The 17,754-nt window shown below is 62.8% G+C and carries 15 protein-coding genes; 4 read left to right on the top strand and 11 right to left on the bottom strand.

All coding sequences use genetic code 11. From position 1 onward, the window contains the following. Positions 1-649 precede the first annotated feature (649 nt). Positions 650-1,675, top strand: coding sequence for a DJ-1/PfpI family protein (locus QYH69_RS12050; protein WP_308832087.1), 1,026 nt, complete (start codon positions 650-652; stop codon positions 1,673-1,675). 187 nt (positions 1,676-1,862) lie between these two features. Here the strand turns inward: QYH69_RS12050 and QYH69_RS12045 are convergent, their stop codons facing one another. The 8 genes from QYH69_RS12045 to QYH69_RS12010 form a co-directional block, all read right to left on the bottom strand. Beyond that, positions 1,863-2,960 carry a diguanylate cyclase gene (locus tag QYH69_RS12045; RefSeq protein ID WP_308832086.1) on the bottom strand — a complete coding sequence of 366 codons (1,098 nt, stop codon included), beginning with the start codon at positions 2,958-2,960 and terminating at the stop codon, positions 1,863-1,865. 64 nt (positions 2,961-3,024) lie between these two features. Further along, positions 3,025-4,038: a chemotaxis response regulator protein-glutamate methylesterase gene (locus QYH69_RS12040; RefSeq protein WP_308832085.1), complete on the bottom strand. Its 1,014-nt coding sequence runs from the start codon at positions 4,036-4,038 to the stop codon at positions 3,025-3,027. Next, the gene (locus tag QYH69_RS12035) at positions 4,035-6,428 is read right to left on the bottom strand and encodes a hybrid sensor histidine kinase/response regulator (RefSeq protein WP_308832084.1); all 2,394 of its coding nucleotides are present in this window, start codon (positions 6,426-6,428) and stop codon (positions 4,035-4,037) included. Before QYH69_RS12035 ends, QYH69_RS12040 begins: the two co-directional genes overlap by 4 nt. Then, positions 6,425-7,231, bottom strand: coding sequence for a chemotaxis protein CheW (locus QYH69_RS12030; protein ID WP_308832083.1), 807 nt, complete (start codon positions 7,229-7,231; stop codon positions 6,425-6,427). Before QYH69_RS12030 ends, QYH69_RS12035 begins: the two co-directional genes overlap by 4 nt. Continuing rightward, the gene (locus QYH69_RS12025; RefSeq protein WP_308832082.1) at positions 7,224-8,651 is read right to left on the bottom strand and encodes a CheR family methyltransferase; all 1,428 of its coding nucleotides are present in this window, start codon (positions 8,649-8,651) and stop codon (positions 7,224-7,226) included. Before QYH69_RS12025 ends, QYH69_RS12030 begins: the two co-directional genes overlap by 8 nt. Beyond that, the gene (locus tag QYH69_RS12020) at positions 8,648-9,151 is read right to left on the bottom strand and encodes a chemotaxis protein CheW (RefSeq protein ID WP_308832081.1); all 504 of its coding nucleotides are present in this window, start codon (positions 9,149-9,151) and stop codon (positions 8,648-8,650) included. Before QYH69_RS12020 ends, QYH69_RS12025 begins: the two co-directional genes overlap by 4 nt. 106 nt (positions 9,152-9,257) lie before the next feature. After that, positions 9,258-10,934 carry a methyl-accepting chemotaxis protein gene (locus QYH69_RS12015; RefSeq protein ID WP_308832080.1) on the bottom strand — a complete coding sequence of 559 codons (1,677 nt, stop codon included), beginning with the start codon at positions 10,932-10,934 and terminating at the stop codon, positions 9,258-9,260. Between the two features lie 733 nt (positions 10,935-11,667). Next, positions 11,668-12,246, bottom strand: coding sequence for a superoxide dismutase (locus QYH69_RS12010; RefSeq protein WP_308832209.1), 579 nt, complete (start codon positions 12,244-12,246; stop codon positions 11,668-11,670). Between the two features lie 572 nt (positions 12,247-12,818). On the opposite strand from QYH69_RS12010, the gene QYH69_RS12005 reads away from it, so the two are divergent. The 3 genes from QYH69_RS12005 to QYH69_RS11995 all read left to right on the top strand — a co-directional run bounded on the left by QYH69_RS12005 (position 12,819) and on the right by QYH69_RS11995 (position 14,974). Beyond that, a complete protein-coding gene (locus QYH69_RS12005; protein WP_308832079.1) occupies positions 12,819-13,385 on the top strand; it encodes a TetR/AcrR family transcriptional regulator in 567 nt (188 codons plus the stop codon). A 208-nt stretch (positions 13,386-13,593) separates the two neighbouring features. Continuing rightward, entirely contained in the window at positions 13,594-14,019 is a 426-nt protein-coding gene (locus tag QYH69_RS12000) for an organic hydroperoxide resistance protein (RefSeq protein ID WP_075156352.1), read from the top strand. A 340-nt stretch (positions 14,020-14,359) separates the two neighbouring features. After that, positions 14,360-14,974 (top strand): NIPSNAP family protein, encoded by a 615-nt coding sequence (locus tag QYH69_RS11995; protein ID WP_308832078.1) that lies wholly within the window; start codon positions 14,360-14,362, stop codon positions 14,972-14,974. Between the two features lie 281 nt (positions 14,975-15,255). Here the strand turns inward: QYH69_RS11995 and QYH69_RS11990 are convergent, their stop codons facing one another. The 3 genes from QYH69_RS11990 to QYH69_RS11980 form a co-directional block, all read right to left on the bottom strand. Next, entirely contained in the window at positions 15,256-15,474 is a 219-nt protein-coding gene (locus tag QYH69_RS11990) for a hypothetical protein (protein ID WP_308832077.1), read from the bottom strand. Between the two features lie 146 nt (positions 15,475-15,620). Continuing rightward, complete coding sequence (locus QYH69_RS11985) at positions 15,621-16,370, bottom strand: SDR family NAD(P)-dependent oxidoreductase (RefSeq protein WP_308832076.1); 750 nt, start codon at positions 16,368-16,370, stop codon at positions 15,621-15,623. Between the two features lie 10 nt (positions 16,371-16,380). Further along, positions 16,381-17,694: an MFS transporter gene (locus tag QYH69_RS11980; RefSeq protein ID WP_308832075.1), complete on the bottom strand. Its 1,314-nt coding sequence runs from the start codon at positions 17,692-17,694 to the stop codon at positions 16,381-16,383. Between the last annotated feature and the right edge of the window lie 60 nt (positions 17,695-17,754).

The following is a 17,754-nucleotide window of genomic DNA, read 5'->3' as shown; positions in this document are numbered from 1 at the left end:
CTCGCAGGTCCGCCCGGCGGGTGGAACAGCGGGTAGACGCGGGCCGCAAATGGCGGCGCGATCCAGACGTGAAGCTGCGGAATCCAAATCGAATCGATCTGGCTGATCCTCTTACGCCTGAACAGTACGGATACCTTTATGACGTCGATGCGCCTCGCACACGGCGCGTGAACGGCGCCGTGCACCTGCATATGCGCAAACGGGACAAGGGTTTGTCTGTTTGAAAATCGGCAAGCCTTGTGGCCGATGCCATCGTGAGCGTCGTAAATGCGCCATTCGGCTAACAGCCGGTTCATGTGTATATCGGCCCAACTGAGTACAGCGTTAAGGTTAAGTTCATTGGCTTATCGGATAGCGTGCGTGCCGAGATGCCGTATCGAACAGGCATGTCGGCCTTAATCAAGCCAAAAATGTCCGAATAACCGCGCTATCTGTTGGCGCTTTGCAGCGGTTCGTACGATACGTGCCGCTGCTTCAATGACGCTTTAACGCCTATACGTAGCATTCCAGCTTCATGAGCGTTGCAAAGTGCAGTGGCCGATCACATGCTTCTCGAAATTAGCATATAGTCCAAACTGATTTTCAAAATCAGATCTGGACGTCGTGCTTTGACGCATGTCCGTATGTTCCTCACTCGCTATTTCGACAGATGCGCAGCATTGCTCTTGTTATTTTTCCGGGCGTACAAGCCCTCGACGTCTTCGGTCCGACCGATGTCTTTTCAGAAGCGAACGTCTTCCTTCCGCCAGAGGCGCACTATCGGCTCAAGCTGATCTCCACCGAACATGGCGCGCTGCCGTGTTCGAGCGGCTTGCGCATTCATGGAGACGAGCACTTCAGCGAAGCGGATCTGCACCATGATCTGCTGCTCGTTCCAGGCGGCCCCGGGATTGCGCACGATCCGCTCGAAGACGATGTGCATGCGTGGCTCACGCAAGCGAGCCGTCAGTCGCGACGCTTCGGTGCGATCTGCAACGGTACGTTGACGCTTGCGCGCGCGGGTCTGCTCGATGGCCGCAACGTGACGACGCACTGGAGCAGCGCGGCGATGCTGTCCTCGCTGTGTCGAACCGCGCGCGTCGAGGCAGACCGCATTTTTATGCAGGATCGCGAGCTTTATACGTCGGCCGGCGTCACCGCAGGCATCGATCTCTCGCTATATCTGCTGGCGCAGGACCACGGCCCCGAGCTCGCGCTGCGCGTGGCGAAACGCATGGTCGTGTTCCTGCAGCGTGCCGGCGGGCAGTCGCAATTCAGCCCGTATCTGACGCCATACGCGGAAGATTCTTCGCCAATCGCGCAGGTTCAGCAGTACGTGCTCGCGCATCTCGCGGACGACCTCAGCATTTCGGTGCTCGCGTCGGTCGCGCGGATGAGCATGCGCCACTTCTCTCGCGTATTCGCGCGCGACGCGCGTGCGACGCCTGCCGAGTTTGTCGAGAGCGCACGCATCGATGCGGCGCGCGTGATGCTCGAGAACAGCTGCTTGCCGTTGAAGACGATCGCCTACCGCTGCGGTCTGCGCGATGCGCACCACCTGCGCGCCGTATTCAAGCGGCGGCTTGGCATCACGCCGCAGCAATACCGTCTGCATTTCGGCACGTCCGACGCCAGCATGCAGCCGCCGCGAGTCAGCGCCGAATCGAGCTTGACCGAAGCGGCAGGAATGGGCTGAACGTTGGAAAGGAGATGATCGAGCCGACGCTCGAGCGGGCATGTCAGATCGGCGCGGCCTTGGGCCGTGGCGGCTTTTTTTCGGAGCCTTAAGCACCATGTTTTAGTGCCGCGCTTACACGTTCGCAAAAAAAGGACAACGCTGTCCAAAAGGCGAATGATTGGAACCGGCTCCTCCGAATCGCCGTCTAGATTCGTGCGCCCTGTTCGGCGCCGTCATACATGACGACGCAGTTACGCCCCTTGCGTTTTGCTTCGTATAACGCACGGTCGGCCGATTCGATCAGCGAGGTCATCGCCGAGCCCGCCGTCGGCACCGCTGCGGCACCGCCAATGCTGACCGTCACATGCTGCGCGGCCGACGAACTGCGATGCGGCAGCGCGAGCGCCTCGATCTCGAGGCGAATCTTCTCCGCGAGCAGGTTTGCGCCGCCCGCCGCGGTGTTCGGCAATACCACGAGAAACTCCTCGCCGCCGTAGCGCGCGGCAATATCGCCTGCTCGCCCGAGGCAGCCTTCTACCGTGGTGGCGATGCGCTTCAGCACTTCGTCGCCGGCCACATGACCATAGGTATCGTTGTATTGCTTGAAGTTGTCGACGTCGATCATCAGCATCGCGATTTCCGCGTGCTCGCGCGCGCTGCGCCGCCATTCGGCGCTCAGGTATTCGTCGAGATAACGACGGTTCGACAGCCCTGTCAAACCATCCGAATGCGTGAGACGCCGCAGTTCGAGATTCGCTTCGAGCAACTGCTGCTGCGATTGCCTGAGCGCGCGATAGGCCTCATCGCGCTGCAGCAAATTCACGAACGAACGCGAGTGATAGCGCACGCGGGCCACGAGTTCGATGCGATCGGGCAGCTTCACCAGATAGTCGTTCGCGCCGGCCGCAAAGGCAGCGCTCTTGATCACCGGCTCGTCTTTCGCGGAAAGCACGATGATCGGCACGTCGCGCGTGGCCGGCGTGCTGCGGTACGCCTTCACGAGCGTCAGTCCATCGACGCCCGGCATCACGAGGTCTTGCAGAATCACGGTCGGCCGCGTGTAGATCACGGCTTTCATCGCCTCTTCGGCTTTCGCGCAATAGTGAAAGTCGATGCCCTCTTCGCCCGCCAGCGCCTGCCTCACCGCTTCCGCGACAATCGCCTGATCGTCGACGAGCAGCACCATTGCGGGCACGTCGGCAGCGGGCGGCGTGTCGAGCGCGGCGCGTGCCGCTTCGAGCGCGGCATCGGCTTCGTCGGCGACGGCTCGAGGATCGTGCGAGCCGTTGTGATTCATTCCCATATCTATACCTGTCTAACGAAATTTTCCGTGCAGTTGCAGTTACCGTGGCGTTGCTTCGCAGCCCCTAACGCTTGACGAGCGCGGCGAGCTCACCGGCAATGCGTTCGAGCGCGAGTATGCGGCGCGCAGCGCCGAGCGCGGCCGCCGCTTTCGGCATGCCGTACACGGCGCTCGTCGCTTCGTCCTGCGCGATCGTCTCGTAGCCTTTCGCGCGCATCGCCTTGAGCCCCAATGCGCCGTCGCGTCCCATGCCGGTCAGCAGCACGCCGGCCGCTTCGCCGTCCCAATGGTCGACGACGCTCTGAAAAAATACGTCGACCGAGGGTCGATAAGGTGTCTCGACCGGTTCGCGCGTATAGCGCAGCGAACCGCCGCGCGTAAGCCGCAAGTGATCGTTGGTCGCCGCAAGCAACGCTTCGCCGGCGCGCGGCCGGATGCCGTCATGCGCGACGCGCACCGGCAACGGTGTCTGTCCGTCGAGCCACTCGGCCATGCCTTGTGCAAATGCCTTGTCGACATGCTGAACGATCACGATCGGTGCACCGAAGTCGACCGGCAAGCTGCCAAGCACGGTCGCGAGCGCGGTTGGACCGCCCGCCGAGGCGCCGATTGCCACAAGCCACGGCGCGCCCGCGTCGCGCACGTCGCGCGCATCGGGTGCCGCCGCCGGCATGGAGCGGTTCGCAAGCTGGTAACCGATCTGATCGAGTTTTTCAAGCAAGGCGTGTGCCGCTTCGGCTGCATCGTTGCCGCTCGCAAGCGTCGGCGTATCGACCGCGTCGAGCGCGCCCGCGCCCATCGCTTCATAGACGCGCGACGCATTGGCGCCGACGCTGCTCGTCACGACGAGAATCGCGCACGGCGCGCGCGCCATGATGCGGCGCGTCGCCTCGACGCCGTCGAGCTTCGGCATGATCAGATCCATCAGCACGACGTCGGGCCGCTGGGCGAGGCAGAAATCGACCGCTTGCTCGCCGTCTTCCGCCACCCACAGCACGCGATGCTCGGCACGCCTCGCAAGCGCGCGCCGCAACGATTCGACAGCAAGCGGAAGATCGTTTGCAATGCCAATATTCATTGGTTCGCCTCGCCGATCAGATCGTGCACTGCATCAAGCAGCGCCTCGTCGTGAAAAGTGCCTTTCGCGAGATAGTAGTCCGCGCCCGCGTCGAGCCCGCGCCGCCGGTCCTCGTCGCGATCCTTGTATGACACGATCATGACCGGCGTGGACTTCAGCTGCGGATCGCGGCGGATCATCGTGACGAGCTCGATGCCGTCCATGCGCGGCATGTCGATATCGGTCACGACCAGATCGAAGCTCGCGGCTCTTAACGCATTCCAGCCATCCATGCCGTCGACCGCGATGGTCACCGCATAGCCGCGCTTTTCGAGCAGCTTGCGTTCGAGCTCGCGCACAGTAAGCGAATCCTCGACGATCAGCACCTGCTTGCGTTGCACCGCGACCGTGCCCGACGCCGCGCGCACGCGCGCAAGCTGCCCTTCGCGCACCAGCTTGTCGACCGAGCGCAGCAGATCTTCGACATCGACGATCAACACCGCTTCGCCGTTATCCATCAGCGCGGCGGCCGCGATGTCCTTGATCTTGCCGAGCCTCGCATCGAGCGGCTGCACGACGAGCATCCGTTCGCCGAGGAAGCGATCGACGGCCACGCCGTAGGTGCCGCGCTCGTCGCCGAGCACGACGACCGCGACTTCCGCGGCTGCCTCGCCCGCTTCGAGCCCGAGCAGCTGATGCGCAGATACAAGCCCCACGCGCTTGCCTTCGAACGGGAAATGCTGCTGGCCCTCGAGCATGTCGATGTCGCTGCGTGCGAGCGCAAGCGTGCGATGCACGGAGCCAAGCGGAAACGCATACGCCTCGCCGCCCACTTCGACGAGCAGGCTGCGAATCACCGACAGCGTAAGCGGCAACTGCAGCACGAAGCGCATGCCGCTGCCCGTCTCGTTGACGATACGCACGGTGCCGCGCACCGTCTTCACCATATCGTGCACCGCATCGAGGCCAACGCCGCGCCCCGATACGTCGGTCACCTGCGCACGCATCGAGAAGCCGGGCAGCAGCAGGAATTCCAGCAATTCCTGCTCGGACAGACGCGCAACGGTGGCTTCGTCGGCGAGGCGGCGGCGCACGATCGCGGCGCGCAGGTCGGCGAGATCGATGCCGCGCCCGTCGTCGCTGACGCTGATCAGCAGCTTGCCGGCGCTGTGACGCGCTTCGAGCGTCAGGCTCGCTTCGGCCGGCTTGCCTCGCGCGACGCGCTCGTGCGGCGTCTCGATACCGTGATCGAGCGCGTTGCGTAGCAGATGGCCGAGCGGTGCGTCGAGCATGTCGAGGATGTCGCGATCGACTTGCGTGCCTTCGCCGACAATCGTGAATCGCACCTGCTTGCCGAGCGATCGCGCGAGGTCGCGCACGATGCGCGGATACACATGCGTCTCGTCGCCGAATGCGCGCATCCGGCATTGCAGCGCCTCGTCGTACAGTTGCTGTGCGAGGTTCGTGCTGCGGCGGTCGTAACGGTCGAGTTCGTCGATCTGGCTCGCGAGCTGCTGCTGGATCGCGCCGAATGCGTCGTGCACGCTGTCGAGCGCGGTGCTGGCGCGCGCGTCGAGTTGGCCCTCGAACGCCTGCGCAAGCGATTCGTAGACCGTATCGAGCGCGCGTGCCGCTTCGCGCTGCGTGCGCTTCACGCGCAGCATCGATTCGGCGAACGGCTTGAGCCAGCGCGATTCGACGAGCGATTCGCCGGACAGGCTCAGCAGCCGGTCCAGGTTGTCCGCGCGCACGCGCAGGATGCGGTCGGGATCGCGTTGTGGATTGGTGCCAGCGTGTGCAGGCACGGTTGTCGGTACAGGTAAAGGTACAGGCGCGGGAGATGGCGTGCGCGGCTCGGGAGCCGCTTCCACCTGCGCTTGCGCTTCGGTTTGCGCTTGCGCCTGCAGCATCGCGATTGCAGCATTCAGCAGCGCGTCGGGCGAGTCGACTTGCGCCGCGGGCGGCACGTCGCCGCTCGTGCGTACCGGTGCATCATGCGCGCCCGTCGATGTCGAAACGCCGACAAAACCTGATAGATGCGCGACGCATGCCTCGATCTCCGCACGGCCCGCGCGCACCGACGGCTTGTCGTCGGCCACGCGCAGCAACAGGTCGACGCCACGCAGCAACGCATCGATATGCACGGTCGTCAGCGCGAGAACGCCGTGCTGCGCGGCGACGAAGCATTCCTCCATGGCGTTCGCGACGTCCACGCCATCCTGCAAGCCGATGATGCGCGCGGCACCCTTGAGCGAATGCGCGGCGCGCATGCACGCTTCGAGCGCCGCTGCGTCGGCTGGCGCGCGCTCGAGCGTGAGCAGGCCATCGGACAGCACGCGTGTCTGCAGATGCGCTTCTTCGCTGAAGAGCCCAAGCAGCGACTGGCGGCTCATATCGTCGTCGCTGCTCATTGGAGGCTCTGTGTCAGTGAAGCGAATACGCGCGCGGCATCGAGCACGCCGACCGTCTTGCCTTGCCATGCAAGCACGCCGGCCGCGTGCGCGGCGCTCGAGCGCGTCAGCGTGTCGGGCACGGGCTTCAGCGCGCCGGCCGCATAACGCACGACGCCGTGCACTTCGTCGACCGGAAACACGACGGGCTCGCAGTCGTGCGCGACCACGAGCATTCGTGCGTAACGGCCGCTGCGCGGCGCTCGCAAGGCCGATGTTTCACCGGCGCCCGGGTGCGAAGCAGCTGCCGCGCCGACCGTGCGATCAAGACGCAACAGTTCGCCGAGCGACACGACAACCGTCAATGCACCGCGTACATTGACGAGGCCGAGCACGACACGGTTGCGCCGATGCGGCAGCGAATGAACCGGCCGCAGGTCTTCGATCTGCTTGAGCGCCTTGGTAGGCAGGGCGAGCCATTCGTCCGCGACGCGGAAGACGACTACCGAATCTGTTTCGGATGACTGAGCGGACGCCCCGGCGGCCGAGTCGCCCGAGCCGCTCGCCGTCGCCACCTCGGCCCGTACGCCGGCCGGCTGTTCCAGCCGCGCTACACGTTGCACGTCGGCAGCAAGCCCTCCCAACGCATCGGACACCGGCCGGTCGAGCAATCGCGCCGCCGCCCGCTCGAACACCGGGCAGTTGAGACAGCGTGTCCATTCCGCGAGCGCCGGGCACGACTGATCGCCGCGCGTGCCGATGCGATTCCAGCAGTCGTCGACACTCGATGCAATATCCGGGAGATCGTCGACGCGTTCAGTCATGGAAGCCTCGCGTCCGGCTCGTCCGGTTCATGTATGTCGCGTGCGGTTCCGGCGATTCGCGGCGCGCTTGCGCCGCGCGCTCCGCACGGCGCGTCAGACGTCCGGCGCCGGCCGTGTCGCCGGTCATTTCGAGCAAGGCCGCAAGATGCGTGAGCGCCTCGTAGTGACCGGGCTCCAGATAGAGCGTCTTGCGGTAATAGTCGCCGGCATCGGCACTGCGCCCGCGAGCGTCCATGATCAGGCCGAGCAGATAGAAGACCGAAGCATCGGGTCCGTGGATGTTGACGCACTGGTTAGCAACGCGCTCGGCCTGATCGAGCAAGCCTTCGTCGGCAAGACGCGAAGCCTCGGCAAGCAAGGCTTCGCGCTTTGCGCGCCCCTCGGTCGCCGCGGAAGCGTTACGCGCGGTATCGGCATGCGTGCCTCGGGACGCACGCGCTGCGGCTACCTGCGGCGCAAACGGTTGGCGTACCGGCCGGATCGGTGGGATCGGTGGGATCGGCCGGACCGGCGGGACCGGCTTGACAGGCGCTACCGCCGGCGCCGGCGCGAGCGGCGTTTGCCTTGGCGGCCTTGCGTCGTCGGCCGGCGTGCGCGTGAACGCGAACGCGAGCGGAATTCGCGCCGGATTGAACGCGTGCCGCATCATCAGGCCCGTCTCGGCCGGCCCAACAAGCAGCATGCCGTCCTGCGCAAGCCGCGCATCGAGCAAGCGAATCGCGCGATCCTGCGAATCGCGGTCGAAGTAGATCAGCACGTTGCGGCACAGAATAAAGTCGTAGCGAGCATCGGCCGGATACGGCGCGTCGAACAGATTCGCGTGAATAAAACGGACCGCATCGTGCACACGCGCGCTCAATTCATAGCGGACGTCGCCGGAAGCCGTTGCCGGTCCGGCGATTGCGAAATGCCGCTCGCGAAACTCGAGCGCCCGCCCGCGAAACGAATTGCGTCCATAGACACCGCGGCGCGCGATGTCGAGCGCACGCTCGCTGATATCGACCGCGTCGATCGAAAAACGCTCGGGCCCGATGCCGGCGTCGAACAGCGCCATCGCAATCGAATACGGCTCTTCGCCGGTCGAACAGGGTACGCTCAGCAAGCGCAGCACATGCGACGGGTTACGCACGAGCCGCTCGTTCGCGAGCCGCGCAAGCGCAACAAACGCCTCGCGGTCGCGGAAGAACCATGTCTCCGGCACGACGATCAGTTCGACGAGCGCCTGTCGCTCGTCGCGCGATGCATTGAGCAACTGCCAGTAGGTTTCGAGATCGCCCGACGCGGAGGCAGCCTGCGTCGCACGCACGCGCTCCCACACCGCGCGCTCGAACGCTTGCGCACCGAGCGTGGGCGCGCTGATACCGGTCTCGTGCAGGAGCCAGCTTTCGAAGCGCGCATCGATGCGTGGTTCCGCGTTCATGAAGTCGACACCTGTGCGCGCGCATGCGAGACGGGCAATTCCTGCGGAAACAGCAAGCCCTTCACGTCGTCGGTCAGCATGTGCCGGACCTCTACCCATTGCACGAACCCTTGCCCGTCGTTGGCCACGGGGCCGAGCCAGCGCGCGTGCGGCGTCGCGACACCGGTGTCGGCGAACTGCTCGCGCGCGAGCCGGCGCGTCTGCGTTGCGCCTTCGACGATCAATCCAAGCAGAAGATGCGGCGTTTCCGACGATGCCTCGCTCGCGCGATACTTGACGACCACCAGCCGCGTCGATAGCAAACGCCGCGCAGCGCGCCCGAGCGCGAGGCGCGGCACGTCGATCACGGGCAACGGCTCGCCGTACCGTTCGGCGACGCCGGCGACCCACGCCGGCGCGCCGGGAACCGGCCGCGTCGGCTGCAGCGCGAGCACCTCCACGATCTGCGCGGCATCAAGCGCGTAGCGCTCACCATCGAGGTTAAACAGAAGGAAGAGCATCGTCGTCGAACCGGTTGCGTGCGTCTGGGCGTACGTCCATAAGCGGTGGTGAAACGATTATCAGCGGTGCTAGCCGGTTACACGCGACGCACATCGCCGATGCCCATCACGCTTCGATCTTGAAGCGAGACACGCCCGTGCGCAGCTGATTCGCGACGAGCGTCAGATCGTCGATCGCCTGCGACGATTGCCGCAGCGATTCGGCTGTCTGCTGCGCGGCCTCCGACAGCTGCGACAGCGCCTGCGTAATCTGCTCCGCTCCGTTCGCCTGTGTATGCATCCCTTCGTTGACCGCCTGGAAGCGCGGGGCAAGCGCCTGCACCTCCTGAATGATCTGCGACAACTGTCCGCCGACCTGCTGCACATCGTGCATGCCGCGGCGCACTTCCTCGGAGAACTTTTCCATGCCCATCACGCCTGCGGATACGGCCGACTGGATTTCCTTGACGGTCTGCTCGATATCGTAGGTCGCTACCGCCGTCTGGTCCGCGAGGCGCCGGATTTCGGTTGCGACGACGCCGAAGCCGCGGCCGTATTCGCCGGCCTTCTCCGCTTCGATCGCCGCGTTCAGCGAGAGCAGATTCGTCTGGTCCGCGACCTTCGTGATTGTCGCCACCACCTGGTTGATATTGACGGCTTTTTCGTTGAGCACGGCGAGCTTCGCATTGACCGAACCGGCCGCCTCCATCACGCTGCGCATCGTATCTTCCATGCGCGACAGTCCGTTCTGGCTCGTGCCCGCGAGCGTCGCCGATTGCTCGGCCACGCGCGAAACTTCGTTCATGGTCAGCAGCAGATCGCGCGAGGTGGTTACGATTTCGCGCGACGTTGCACCGATTTCGGTGGTGGTCGCCGCCGTTTCCGCCGCGGTGGCCTGCTGCTCCTTTGATGTCGCCGCGATCTCGGCGACCGAGGTCGTGACCTGCAGCGACGATTTCTGCGCCTGTGCGACGAGGCTCGTCAACTCCTCGGCCATCCGGTTGAAGCCGTTTTCGAGCGTGCCGAATTCGTCGTGCCGACGCAGCGCGAGCCGCTGCGCGAGGTTGCCGGTGCGCATCACGTCCAGTACGTCGACCACGCGCGCCATCGGCACCGTGACGGCGCGATACAGCGCAAAGCCAGTGACGAGCGCGACGAGCAGCACGATGCCGAGCGCGACCGCGAGCGTAATTTCGGTTTCCTGCGCGGACTGGCGGATCAGACGCGCCCATTCGTCGGCCTGCGACTTGTCTTCCTCGACCATCGCATTGGCTGCACGCGTAACCTTGTCCCACGCGGGATTCATCGCAAGCAACGCGCGCTGCGCGTCGGGCCGCGAACCTTGCGCCATACGCAATACTTCATTGAACTTCGGCAGCGCGTCCGCATAGGCGGTGCGGAATTCATCGAAACGCGCGATATCGTCGGCGCCATCGACCGTTTGCGGATATTGCGCGGCAAGCTTGTCGATTTTCTTCAGCGAGTCGGCGACCTTCTCCAGATCGCTTCGCGACGCGGCTTCATCGCCGTCGACAAAGAGCGCGCGCTGCAATGTCGTCGCACTTTCGTTCGATGCGGCGCGTATCGACGTCGAAAGAAAGAGACCAAGCACCGACTGACGCTCGAGCTTGTCGGCTTCGTCATTGATCGCGCGCACTCGCGTATAGGAGATGATCGCGGTGATCAGCATCAGCAGGAAAATCGCCCCAAAACTGAGCAGGATGCGATTGCCTAGCGAAAACCTGGCCAGCGACGCCGTGCCGCTCAGTGAAGCGTTGCCGCTGCGTGAAGTCGCGATACTCATGATCCCGTCTGCGTAGAAAGTGATGGATGCGTGAACGCCCCGGCGCGCATGCGGTCCGGGTGGGGTGCCGATGCGACGCGCAACAGTACCAGCAATGACGCACGATTGTCAGCAAACGTTTCGAGCGCTGTTGCGCCATGCACACCGGTTGCCAGTCTGCGTTTGCGCCGTTTTCGCGCCTCCATTCGAAGTCGTAAAAGCAGACCTTTTCGGTATCAATACTGCAGTCGCCATTTTGAAAGAAAATAAGGGTTTTCGATCATAACAGCCCGCATTTGGTCACACGCCCCACAGTTTATGCGCAGTCGATATCAGGCGGTAAAGTTGGAATGAAAAAGGTGAAGAGGATGTGCAATTCGGTCGAATTTTTCTTTTTTTATTTCTGCCATTATTCGATTGTTGCGCGAGCGCCGCATGCCTTTGGCCCACGCAGCGCGCTCCGAAGCTGCTTCGGAAAACATGCCATCCGATAATCGAGATGCGCTGCTTGAATAAGCAGCAAGTTCTTATCTGCGGCCACGCGCGATATCGGGCAATTTTCTAAAAATCAGCCGAGGATGACGCGCGGATTCTCACGCGCATTTTCAACCAATTAGTCCAGCCGGTCGAACCGGATGCACGGCTATCTGCCGCAATGGCGCTTGATCGAGGCCGACAGGCGGCCGCAGCGAACACACCGACCCGCGCGCGAGGTTCGATACCGCTCGTACTCGCACGCGGCAATCGCACCGGCTTATGCCGCCTTCCCGTAGTTCGCCGAGGCGAAATTCCAGTTGATCAGCTTCGCGGTCAGCCCTTTCAAATAGTCGGGCCGGCGATTCTGATAGTCGAGGTAATACGCGTGCTCCCAGACGTCGACGGTCAGCAGCGGCGCCTTGCCCGACGTGAAAGGCACGTTGGCGTTGCTCGTCTTCACCACCGAGAGCTTGCCGTTTTCGACGACGAGCCAGCCCCAGCCGCTGCCGAACTGCGACGCGGACACCTTGACCAGTTGCTCGTGCAGATGGTCAAGCGAGCCGAAGTCGCGCGTGATTGCTGCCTGCAGCGCTGCGCTCGGCTGCGTTGGCGTCGGGCTCATCGAATTCCAGTAGAAGTTGTGATTCCAGGCCTGCCCTGCATTATTGAAAATGTCTTCATACTGCGTGTCGCCGTATGTCTTGACGATGATCGTCTCGAGCGTTTGGCCTGCGAACGGCGTGCCGGGAACAAGCTTCGAGAGGTTCTCGAAATACGCGCGATGGTGCTTGCCATAGTGAATCCCGATCGTGCGTGCCGAGATCACCGGCTCCAGCGCATTCTCCGCAAACGGCAGCGGCGGCTGCTCCTGCGGCGAAGCGCCGAGGTAAGCGGGTACAGCGGCAGAACTCGCGGCTCGTGCATCAACGGGCAGAATGCCGGCAGCGGTGCCAGCAATACTCGCCACGACCGCACCGGCAGCACCTTTCGTTGTTCTTGCAATAAACTCGCGTCGTTCAAGGGAGGCGGCAGTCATCAGTTAGCCTTGGGAAAGAGAGGGAGTGGAGACACGCTGCTACATACAGGCGTTGCCGCTTTCAATCGAACCTTGTCGATCGAATCGACGCAACAGCCGTTCCTTAAAACGGTCGACGCGACTGCGTTATTCCCCGACAGGGGATCAAGCGATCGCACGCTCTCTCTTTATGTCTTAAGGCAACTGCGTGAAAACGCGGCGCGGAAATGCATTTGTCAGGATCGCTTCTGATCGACAGCGCTTCGCATTTTCCCGAACGTTGATGTCGGTCAAACGGCGGGCGGTTCGCATACGGCCGGTCGTCGGCGCGCGTAGGCGGGTCGGCTGGCCGCTAAGGTGCGACTAAAAAGAAACGCTTGACTGTCTATCTAGCAGTAGATAAAGTACGAGCCATGGACACGACAGCAACCGTTCGCGAGCAGATTCTCGATCACGCCATCACGCTGATGATGCTGCATGGCTACAACGGGTTCAGCTATCGCGACCTGTCCGAGCTGGTGGGAGTGAAAACGTCGAGCATTCACTACTACTTCCCGTCGAAGGAAGACCTCGTGCTCGAAGCAGTCAACGCGTACAGCGACGAGATTTTCGGCTTGCTGCGTTCGGTCGATGCGTCTTTGCCGGCCGATGCGAAGCTTGCGCGTTACACGAAGCTGTTTGGCCGCACGCTCGGCGACGGGGATCAGATCTGTCTGTGCGGCATGCTCGCCGCGGATATCGGTTCGCTGCCGGACAATATTCGCGCGGCTGTGCAAGCGTTCTTCAAGGCCAATGAAAGCTGGCTTGCGAAGGTGCTCGCGCAAGGAATCAAGGAACGGTCGCTTGCCGTCAACGGCAAGCCCGAAAGCGCGGCGCGCACGTTATTTGCCGCCTATCAGGGCAGCGTGCTGTCGAGCCGGTTGTTTCAGACAAAATCGCGGCTTGAGGAAGTCGAAGTTTTGTGGAAGGTGTCAAAGTAGCATCCGCGTCACGCAGTCAACGCAGTCGCAGTTCAAGCGGTTCGCCGTTCTTGCAGCGCCAGTTGTCTATCTTCTAGTAGATTGAGAGTCGGGCAACACGAAGCATTAAGCTGTAACGGACTTTGTCCAGTCCGCGGGTCGCATCGAGGAGCCCTCGGTCCAACCCGCAAGCAGCTCCATTTCATTCAATGTTCATCAGGAGTTCATCATGTCGATCGAAAAAGTGCTGTACCGCGCTCACGCCCACGCTACTGGCGGCCGCGACGGCCGTGCTACGGTGCAAAACAGCACGCTCGATTTCAAGCTGACCACACCGCGCGAACTGGGCGGCGCAGGCGGCGACGGCGCAAACCCGGAGCAGCTGTTCGCGGCCGGTTACAGCGCATGCTTTATCGGCGCAATGAAGTTCGTCGCGGCGCGCGACAAGATTTCGATGCCGGCCGACGCATCGATCGATAGCAGCGTCGGTATCGGTCAGATCCCGAATGGTTTCGGCATCGAAGTCGAGATGAAGATCTCGTTGCCGGGCATGGATCGCGCTGCCGCGCAGCAACTGATCGACAAGGCGCACGTCGTGTGTCCGTATTCGAACGCGACGCGCGGCAATATCGACGTGACGCTGACCCTCGTTTAAGCAGGTCTTTTAACGCATGCATCGTCCGCTGGCGATGCATGCGTCCGGCGCAACCGGTTCGTCCCGGTCGCGCCGGGCGTTATGAAAAGTGTTTGTATGTACTCCGCCAGCTCCAGAGAAAACATGAGATGACCCCTCCTTGCCGCACTCGCAGCCACCTGCTTCATGTTCCTCCACATGTGCAGCGCTCGGATAACGCATGACGCCCAAGCGCGTATGCTGGCGAGGCGCGGCCAGGTCGTGATGCAAGGCTCGCAAGGTTGGGCCCGTTTTATGTTCACCAGCTTGCAGTCGTCAAAGACGACTTATCATTGAACCCATGCACCAACGGAGATGTGACATGTTGTACGAGCTGGCAACGCTATCGTGTTCGCTTCTGGAGCAAGATGCCGTGTCCGCGGGCGCGCATCGCTGGCTAGCGGATGCCGACGCAACAGGCCGCCTGCTGGGCGCATGGCGTACGGAGATTGGCGAACTGTCGCGCATTGTCGTTTTGCGCGGCTTCGAAGCCGCCCATGAATTGCAGCATGAACGCGATCGTGCATTGAAAAGCACATGGCCGTTCGATATCAGAAACGGCCATGTCCAATTAAGCATGGAAAGCTATGCAATGTTTCCCTTTCTGCCCGACATCGAGCCTGCGGCGCTCGGCGAATTCTACGAAATTCGCCGCTATTGGCTAAAGCCGGGAGGCATCGCACCGACCATGGCCGCGTGGGAGCGTGCCATCGGTCCGGCCCAAGCCTACACGTCCCACCTCGTGGCCAATATGTATGCGCTCGATGGACCGCCTCGCATTGCGCACATCTGGGGATTCGCGAGTCTCGAAGAACGCATGTCCTTAAGACGGCGCCACTATGCCGAAGGACTCTGGCCGCCCAAGGGCGGACCCGAGCAGATCGAGCACGCGACATCGACGATCTGCTTGCCTGAAGCGTGGTCGCCGCTGCGCTGAAGCCTCACGCACTCAGTGCGAGGAAACACAAATTTCATCGGCAAACGATTCCGGAACGGCGAAGGTCTCACGCATGCGCTTCGTCTCGGCCGCGGGCGCCAAGCCAGAAGCCGCGGCGCGAGACCGTGGGTGCCCGTGCAGCCATCGTTGCTTCGGTCGTTGTTACCGGGCCGGTAAAAGATGCGTCGAGGGAAGACCTTCTTCGTCATGTCGAATTCAGGCGAAGCGATGGCGTGTCCTGATGACCTCAGGATGACACTGCGATCGGCGAACAAATTCGATCAGTCCGTTTCGGGAGGCATGCCGCTGCGAATCCGGCTGATCCGGATAGCGACCTGATCGAGGCGTTCGAGATGGCTTCGCATCGTGGCCTGCGCCTTCAACGCTGCGACCCGGCGCTCCCAATAGCCGAAGTCGACGCGGTAGGCAACGGACAACATCCGCACCACTTGCTCGAGATGAGCAATATCCCCTTCAATGATCTGATCCGTTGGATTCATCGGTGCTCCGCGAGTTGTCGGGTGTCCTCCACGCCCAGGTCAACTCACGCAGGCTAGCAATCCAAACCTTAAGGAAAGCTTAAGCGTGTGGTCATACGCACGTTATTAGATGCACGCACAACGAGTTTTTCATAACGGATCGGACGCTAGGCGGCAAGATAGCCGCCGTCGACCGGCAACACCGTTCCCGTGATGAACGACGCAGCCGGCGAACATAGAAAGGCGACGGCCGGACCGATATCGTCAGGCGTGCCCCAGCGCTTGAGCGGCGTGCGATCGAGTATTGCCTGCGAGCGCGCAACGTCGTCCTGCAGCGTCCGCGTGAGCGGCGTGGCGATCCAGCCCGGCGCAACCGCATTGACGCGAATGTTGTCTGCCGCATAGGCAATCGCGAGCGAACGCGTCAATTGCGCGACACCGCCTTTGCTCGCGCTGTAGCCCGGCACGAGGCCGCCGCCGAAATAGCTCAGCATCGAAGCGGTATTGACGATCGCGCCCGCGCTTGCGCGCAACAGCGGCCGGGCGGCGGCGCAGGCACGCATGGTGCCGGTCAGGTTCACGTCGAGCACCTGCGCGAACACGTCGGGGTCGAGTTCTTCGCCGCGCCGGATTACGCCGGCGCAGTTCACGAGCACGTCGAGCGACGCCATCGCATTGAAGAGCGCATCGACGTTCTGCCGCGACGACACATCGAGTGCGGCGGTTTCGACGCCGTCCGCGGCAAGCGCATCGCGCTGCCGATCGGTCGGCGCGAGCGCGGCTGCGATTACGCGCGCGCCGAGCGCCGCGAACTGCCGCGCGACTCCGGCCCCGATGCCCTGCGTGCCGCCGGTGACGACGACCGTTTTGCCCGCGAACAGGTCCGGTAGAAACGTCGTTGCAAACGCTGCGTTCATGATGCTGTTTTCACGAATGAGTGACTCGCGTCCCGGCTGCCCGATCATGTTCGACCGTATCGGCAATCGGCACGCGCACCACGAACATATAAACGAGCGCCGCCGCAAACGACACGGCCGCGCTGATCAGAAACGCATTGACGAACGAATGCGTTCGATCGACCACGATGCCCGTGACGAATGGCGCAAACGACCCGCCGAAATAACCGCCGAAGTTCTGGATACTGCCGAGCGACGCAACGAGATGCCGCGGCGCGGACACGCTAACGAGCGCCCACGCGGCGCCGCTCGCGAGATTGACGAAGTACATCGCGGCGGACAGGTAGACGAGCGCAAGCGCGAGGTTCGGCGTATAGGCCGCGGGCACGGTAAACGCAGCCGCGCCGATAAGCCCGGTGCAGATCGGCCACTTGCGGCTGCGCATCGGCGCCATGCCGCGCGCCATCAGACCATCGGCGATAAACCCGCTCGACAGCATGCCGAGCGTGCCGAACAGATACGGAATCGACACGATCCAGCCGGTCTTCGCGATCGTCAGATGCCGCTCGTGCTCGAGATAGGCGGGCAGCCACGTCAGATACAGCCAGACCATGTAGATCACGCCCATAAAGCCGAAGATCATGCCCCACGTGGTCGCCTTGCCGAACAGGCCGCGCCATTCGGCGAAGGTCATCCTGCGCTCCGCACGTGCAAGCGGCTCCTCTTCTGTCAGGTGCCGCACTTCATACGGGTCGAGCGTGACCTCGGCGCGGTTCCGATAGACCAGATACCAGCCGATCGCGACGGCGATGCCGAGCACGCCCATCACGACGAACATCCAGCGCCAGCCGAACGCGAGCAGCAGCACCGTGAGAATCGGCGGCGCCAGCGCGGGGCCAATGGTCGACGATGTCGTGAAAATACCCGTTGGCCGGCCCCGTTCGCGCAACGCATACCATTCGCTGACGACTTTCGCACCGGCCGGAAATTGCGGCGCCTCGCCGATGCCGAGTGCGATACGCGCCGCCAGAAACTGCGGTAGCGTATGCACGAGACCGCCGCACAATTGCGCGCAAGACCAGACGAACATGCCGAGGCCGAGCATCAGCCGCGCGCCGAAACGGTCGAGCAGCGCGCCGACCGGTAACTGCGAAAACGCATACGCAAACGAAAATGCCGACAAAAGCAGGCCCATTTGCGATGCGCTCAATCCCAGTTCGCCGCTGACCGAATGATTGGCAATCGACAGCGTGCTGCGATCGAGATAGTTGACGATGCCGGCGAGCGTCAGAAACGTGATGGCGATCCATTGAATGCGCCTAAGACGCGGCGTCTTTGCTTGCATTGCTTTGTCTCCCCCTGATTGCTCTTCCGAGTCTGTGCGGGTAATGGGGCCCACGTCGCG

The sequence above is a fragment of the Paraburkholderia sp. SARCC-3016 genome (assembly GCF_031119615.1).
GTDB lineage: Bacteria > Pseudomonadota > Gammaproteobacteria > Burkholderiales > Burkholderiaceae > Paraburkholderia.
This window is presented reverse-complemented; position numbering and strand designations above follow the sequence as displayed.

Bases quoted from the DNA above. Each gene is read 5' to 3' on its own strand.
- QYH69_RS12050 (WP_308832087.1), top strand. From the start codon at position 650: ATGCGCAGCATTGCTCTTGTTATTTTTCCGGGCGTACAAGCCCTCGAC.
- QYH69_RS12045 (WP_308832086.1), bottom strand. From the start codon at position 2,960: ATGGGAATGAATCACAACGGCTCGCACGATCCTCGAGCCGTCGCCGAC.
- QYH69_RS12040 (WP_308832085.1), bottom strand. From the start codon at position 4,038: ATGAATATTGGCATTGCAAACGATCTTCCGCTTGCTGTCGAATCGTTG.
- QYH69_RS12035 (WP_308832084.1), bottom strand. From the start codon at position 6,428: ATGAGCAGCGACGACGATATGAGCCGCCAGTCGCTGCTTGGGCTCTTC.
- QYH69_RS12030 (WP_308832083.1), bottom strand. From the start codon at position 7,231: ATGACTGAACGCGTCGACGATCTCCCGGATATTGCATCGAGTGTCGAC.
- QYH69_RS12025 (WP_308832082.1), bottom strand. From the start codon at position 8,651: ATGAACGCGGAACCACGCATCGATGCGCGCTTCGAAAGCTGGCTCCTG.
- QYH69_RS12020 (WP_308832081.1), bottom strand. From the start codon at position 9,151: ATGCTCTTCCTTCTGTTTAACCTCGATGGTGAGCGCTACGCGCTTGAT.
- QYH69_RS12015 (WP_308832080.1), bottom strand. From the start codon at position 10,934: ATGAGTATCGCGACTTCACGCAGCGGCAACGCTTCACTGAGCGGCACG.
- QYH69_RS12005 (WP_308832079.1), top strand. From the start codon at position 12,819: ATGGACACGACAGCAACCGTTCGCGAGCAGATTCTCGATCACGCCATC.
- QYH69_RS12000 (WP_075156352.1), top strand. From the start codon at position 13,594: ATGTCGATCGAAAAAGTGCTGTACCGCGCTCACGCCCACGCTACTGGC.
- QYH69_RS11995 (WP_308832078.1), top strand. From the start codon at position 14,360: ATGTTGTACGAGCTGGCAACGCTATCGTGTTCGCTTCTGGAGCAAGAT.
- QYH69_RS11990 (WP_308832077.1), bottom strand. From the start codon at position 15,474: ATGAATCCAACGGATCAGATCATTGAAGGGGATATTGCTCATCTCGAG.
- QYH69_RS11985 (WP_308832076.1), bottom strand. From the start codon at position 16,370: ATGAACGCAGCGTTTGCAACGACGTTTCTACCGGACCTGTTCGCGGGC.
- QYH69_RS11980 (WP_308832075.1), bottom strand. From the start codon at position 17,694: ATGCAAGCAAAGACGCCGCGTCTTAGGCGCATTCAATGGATCGCCATC.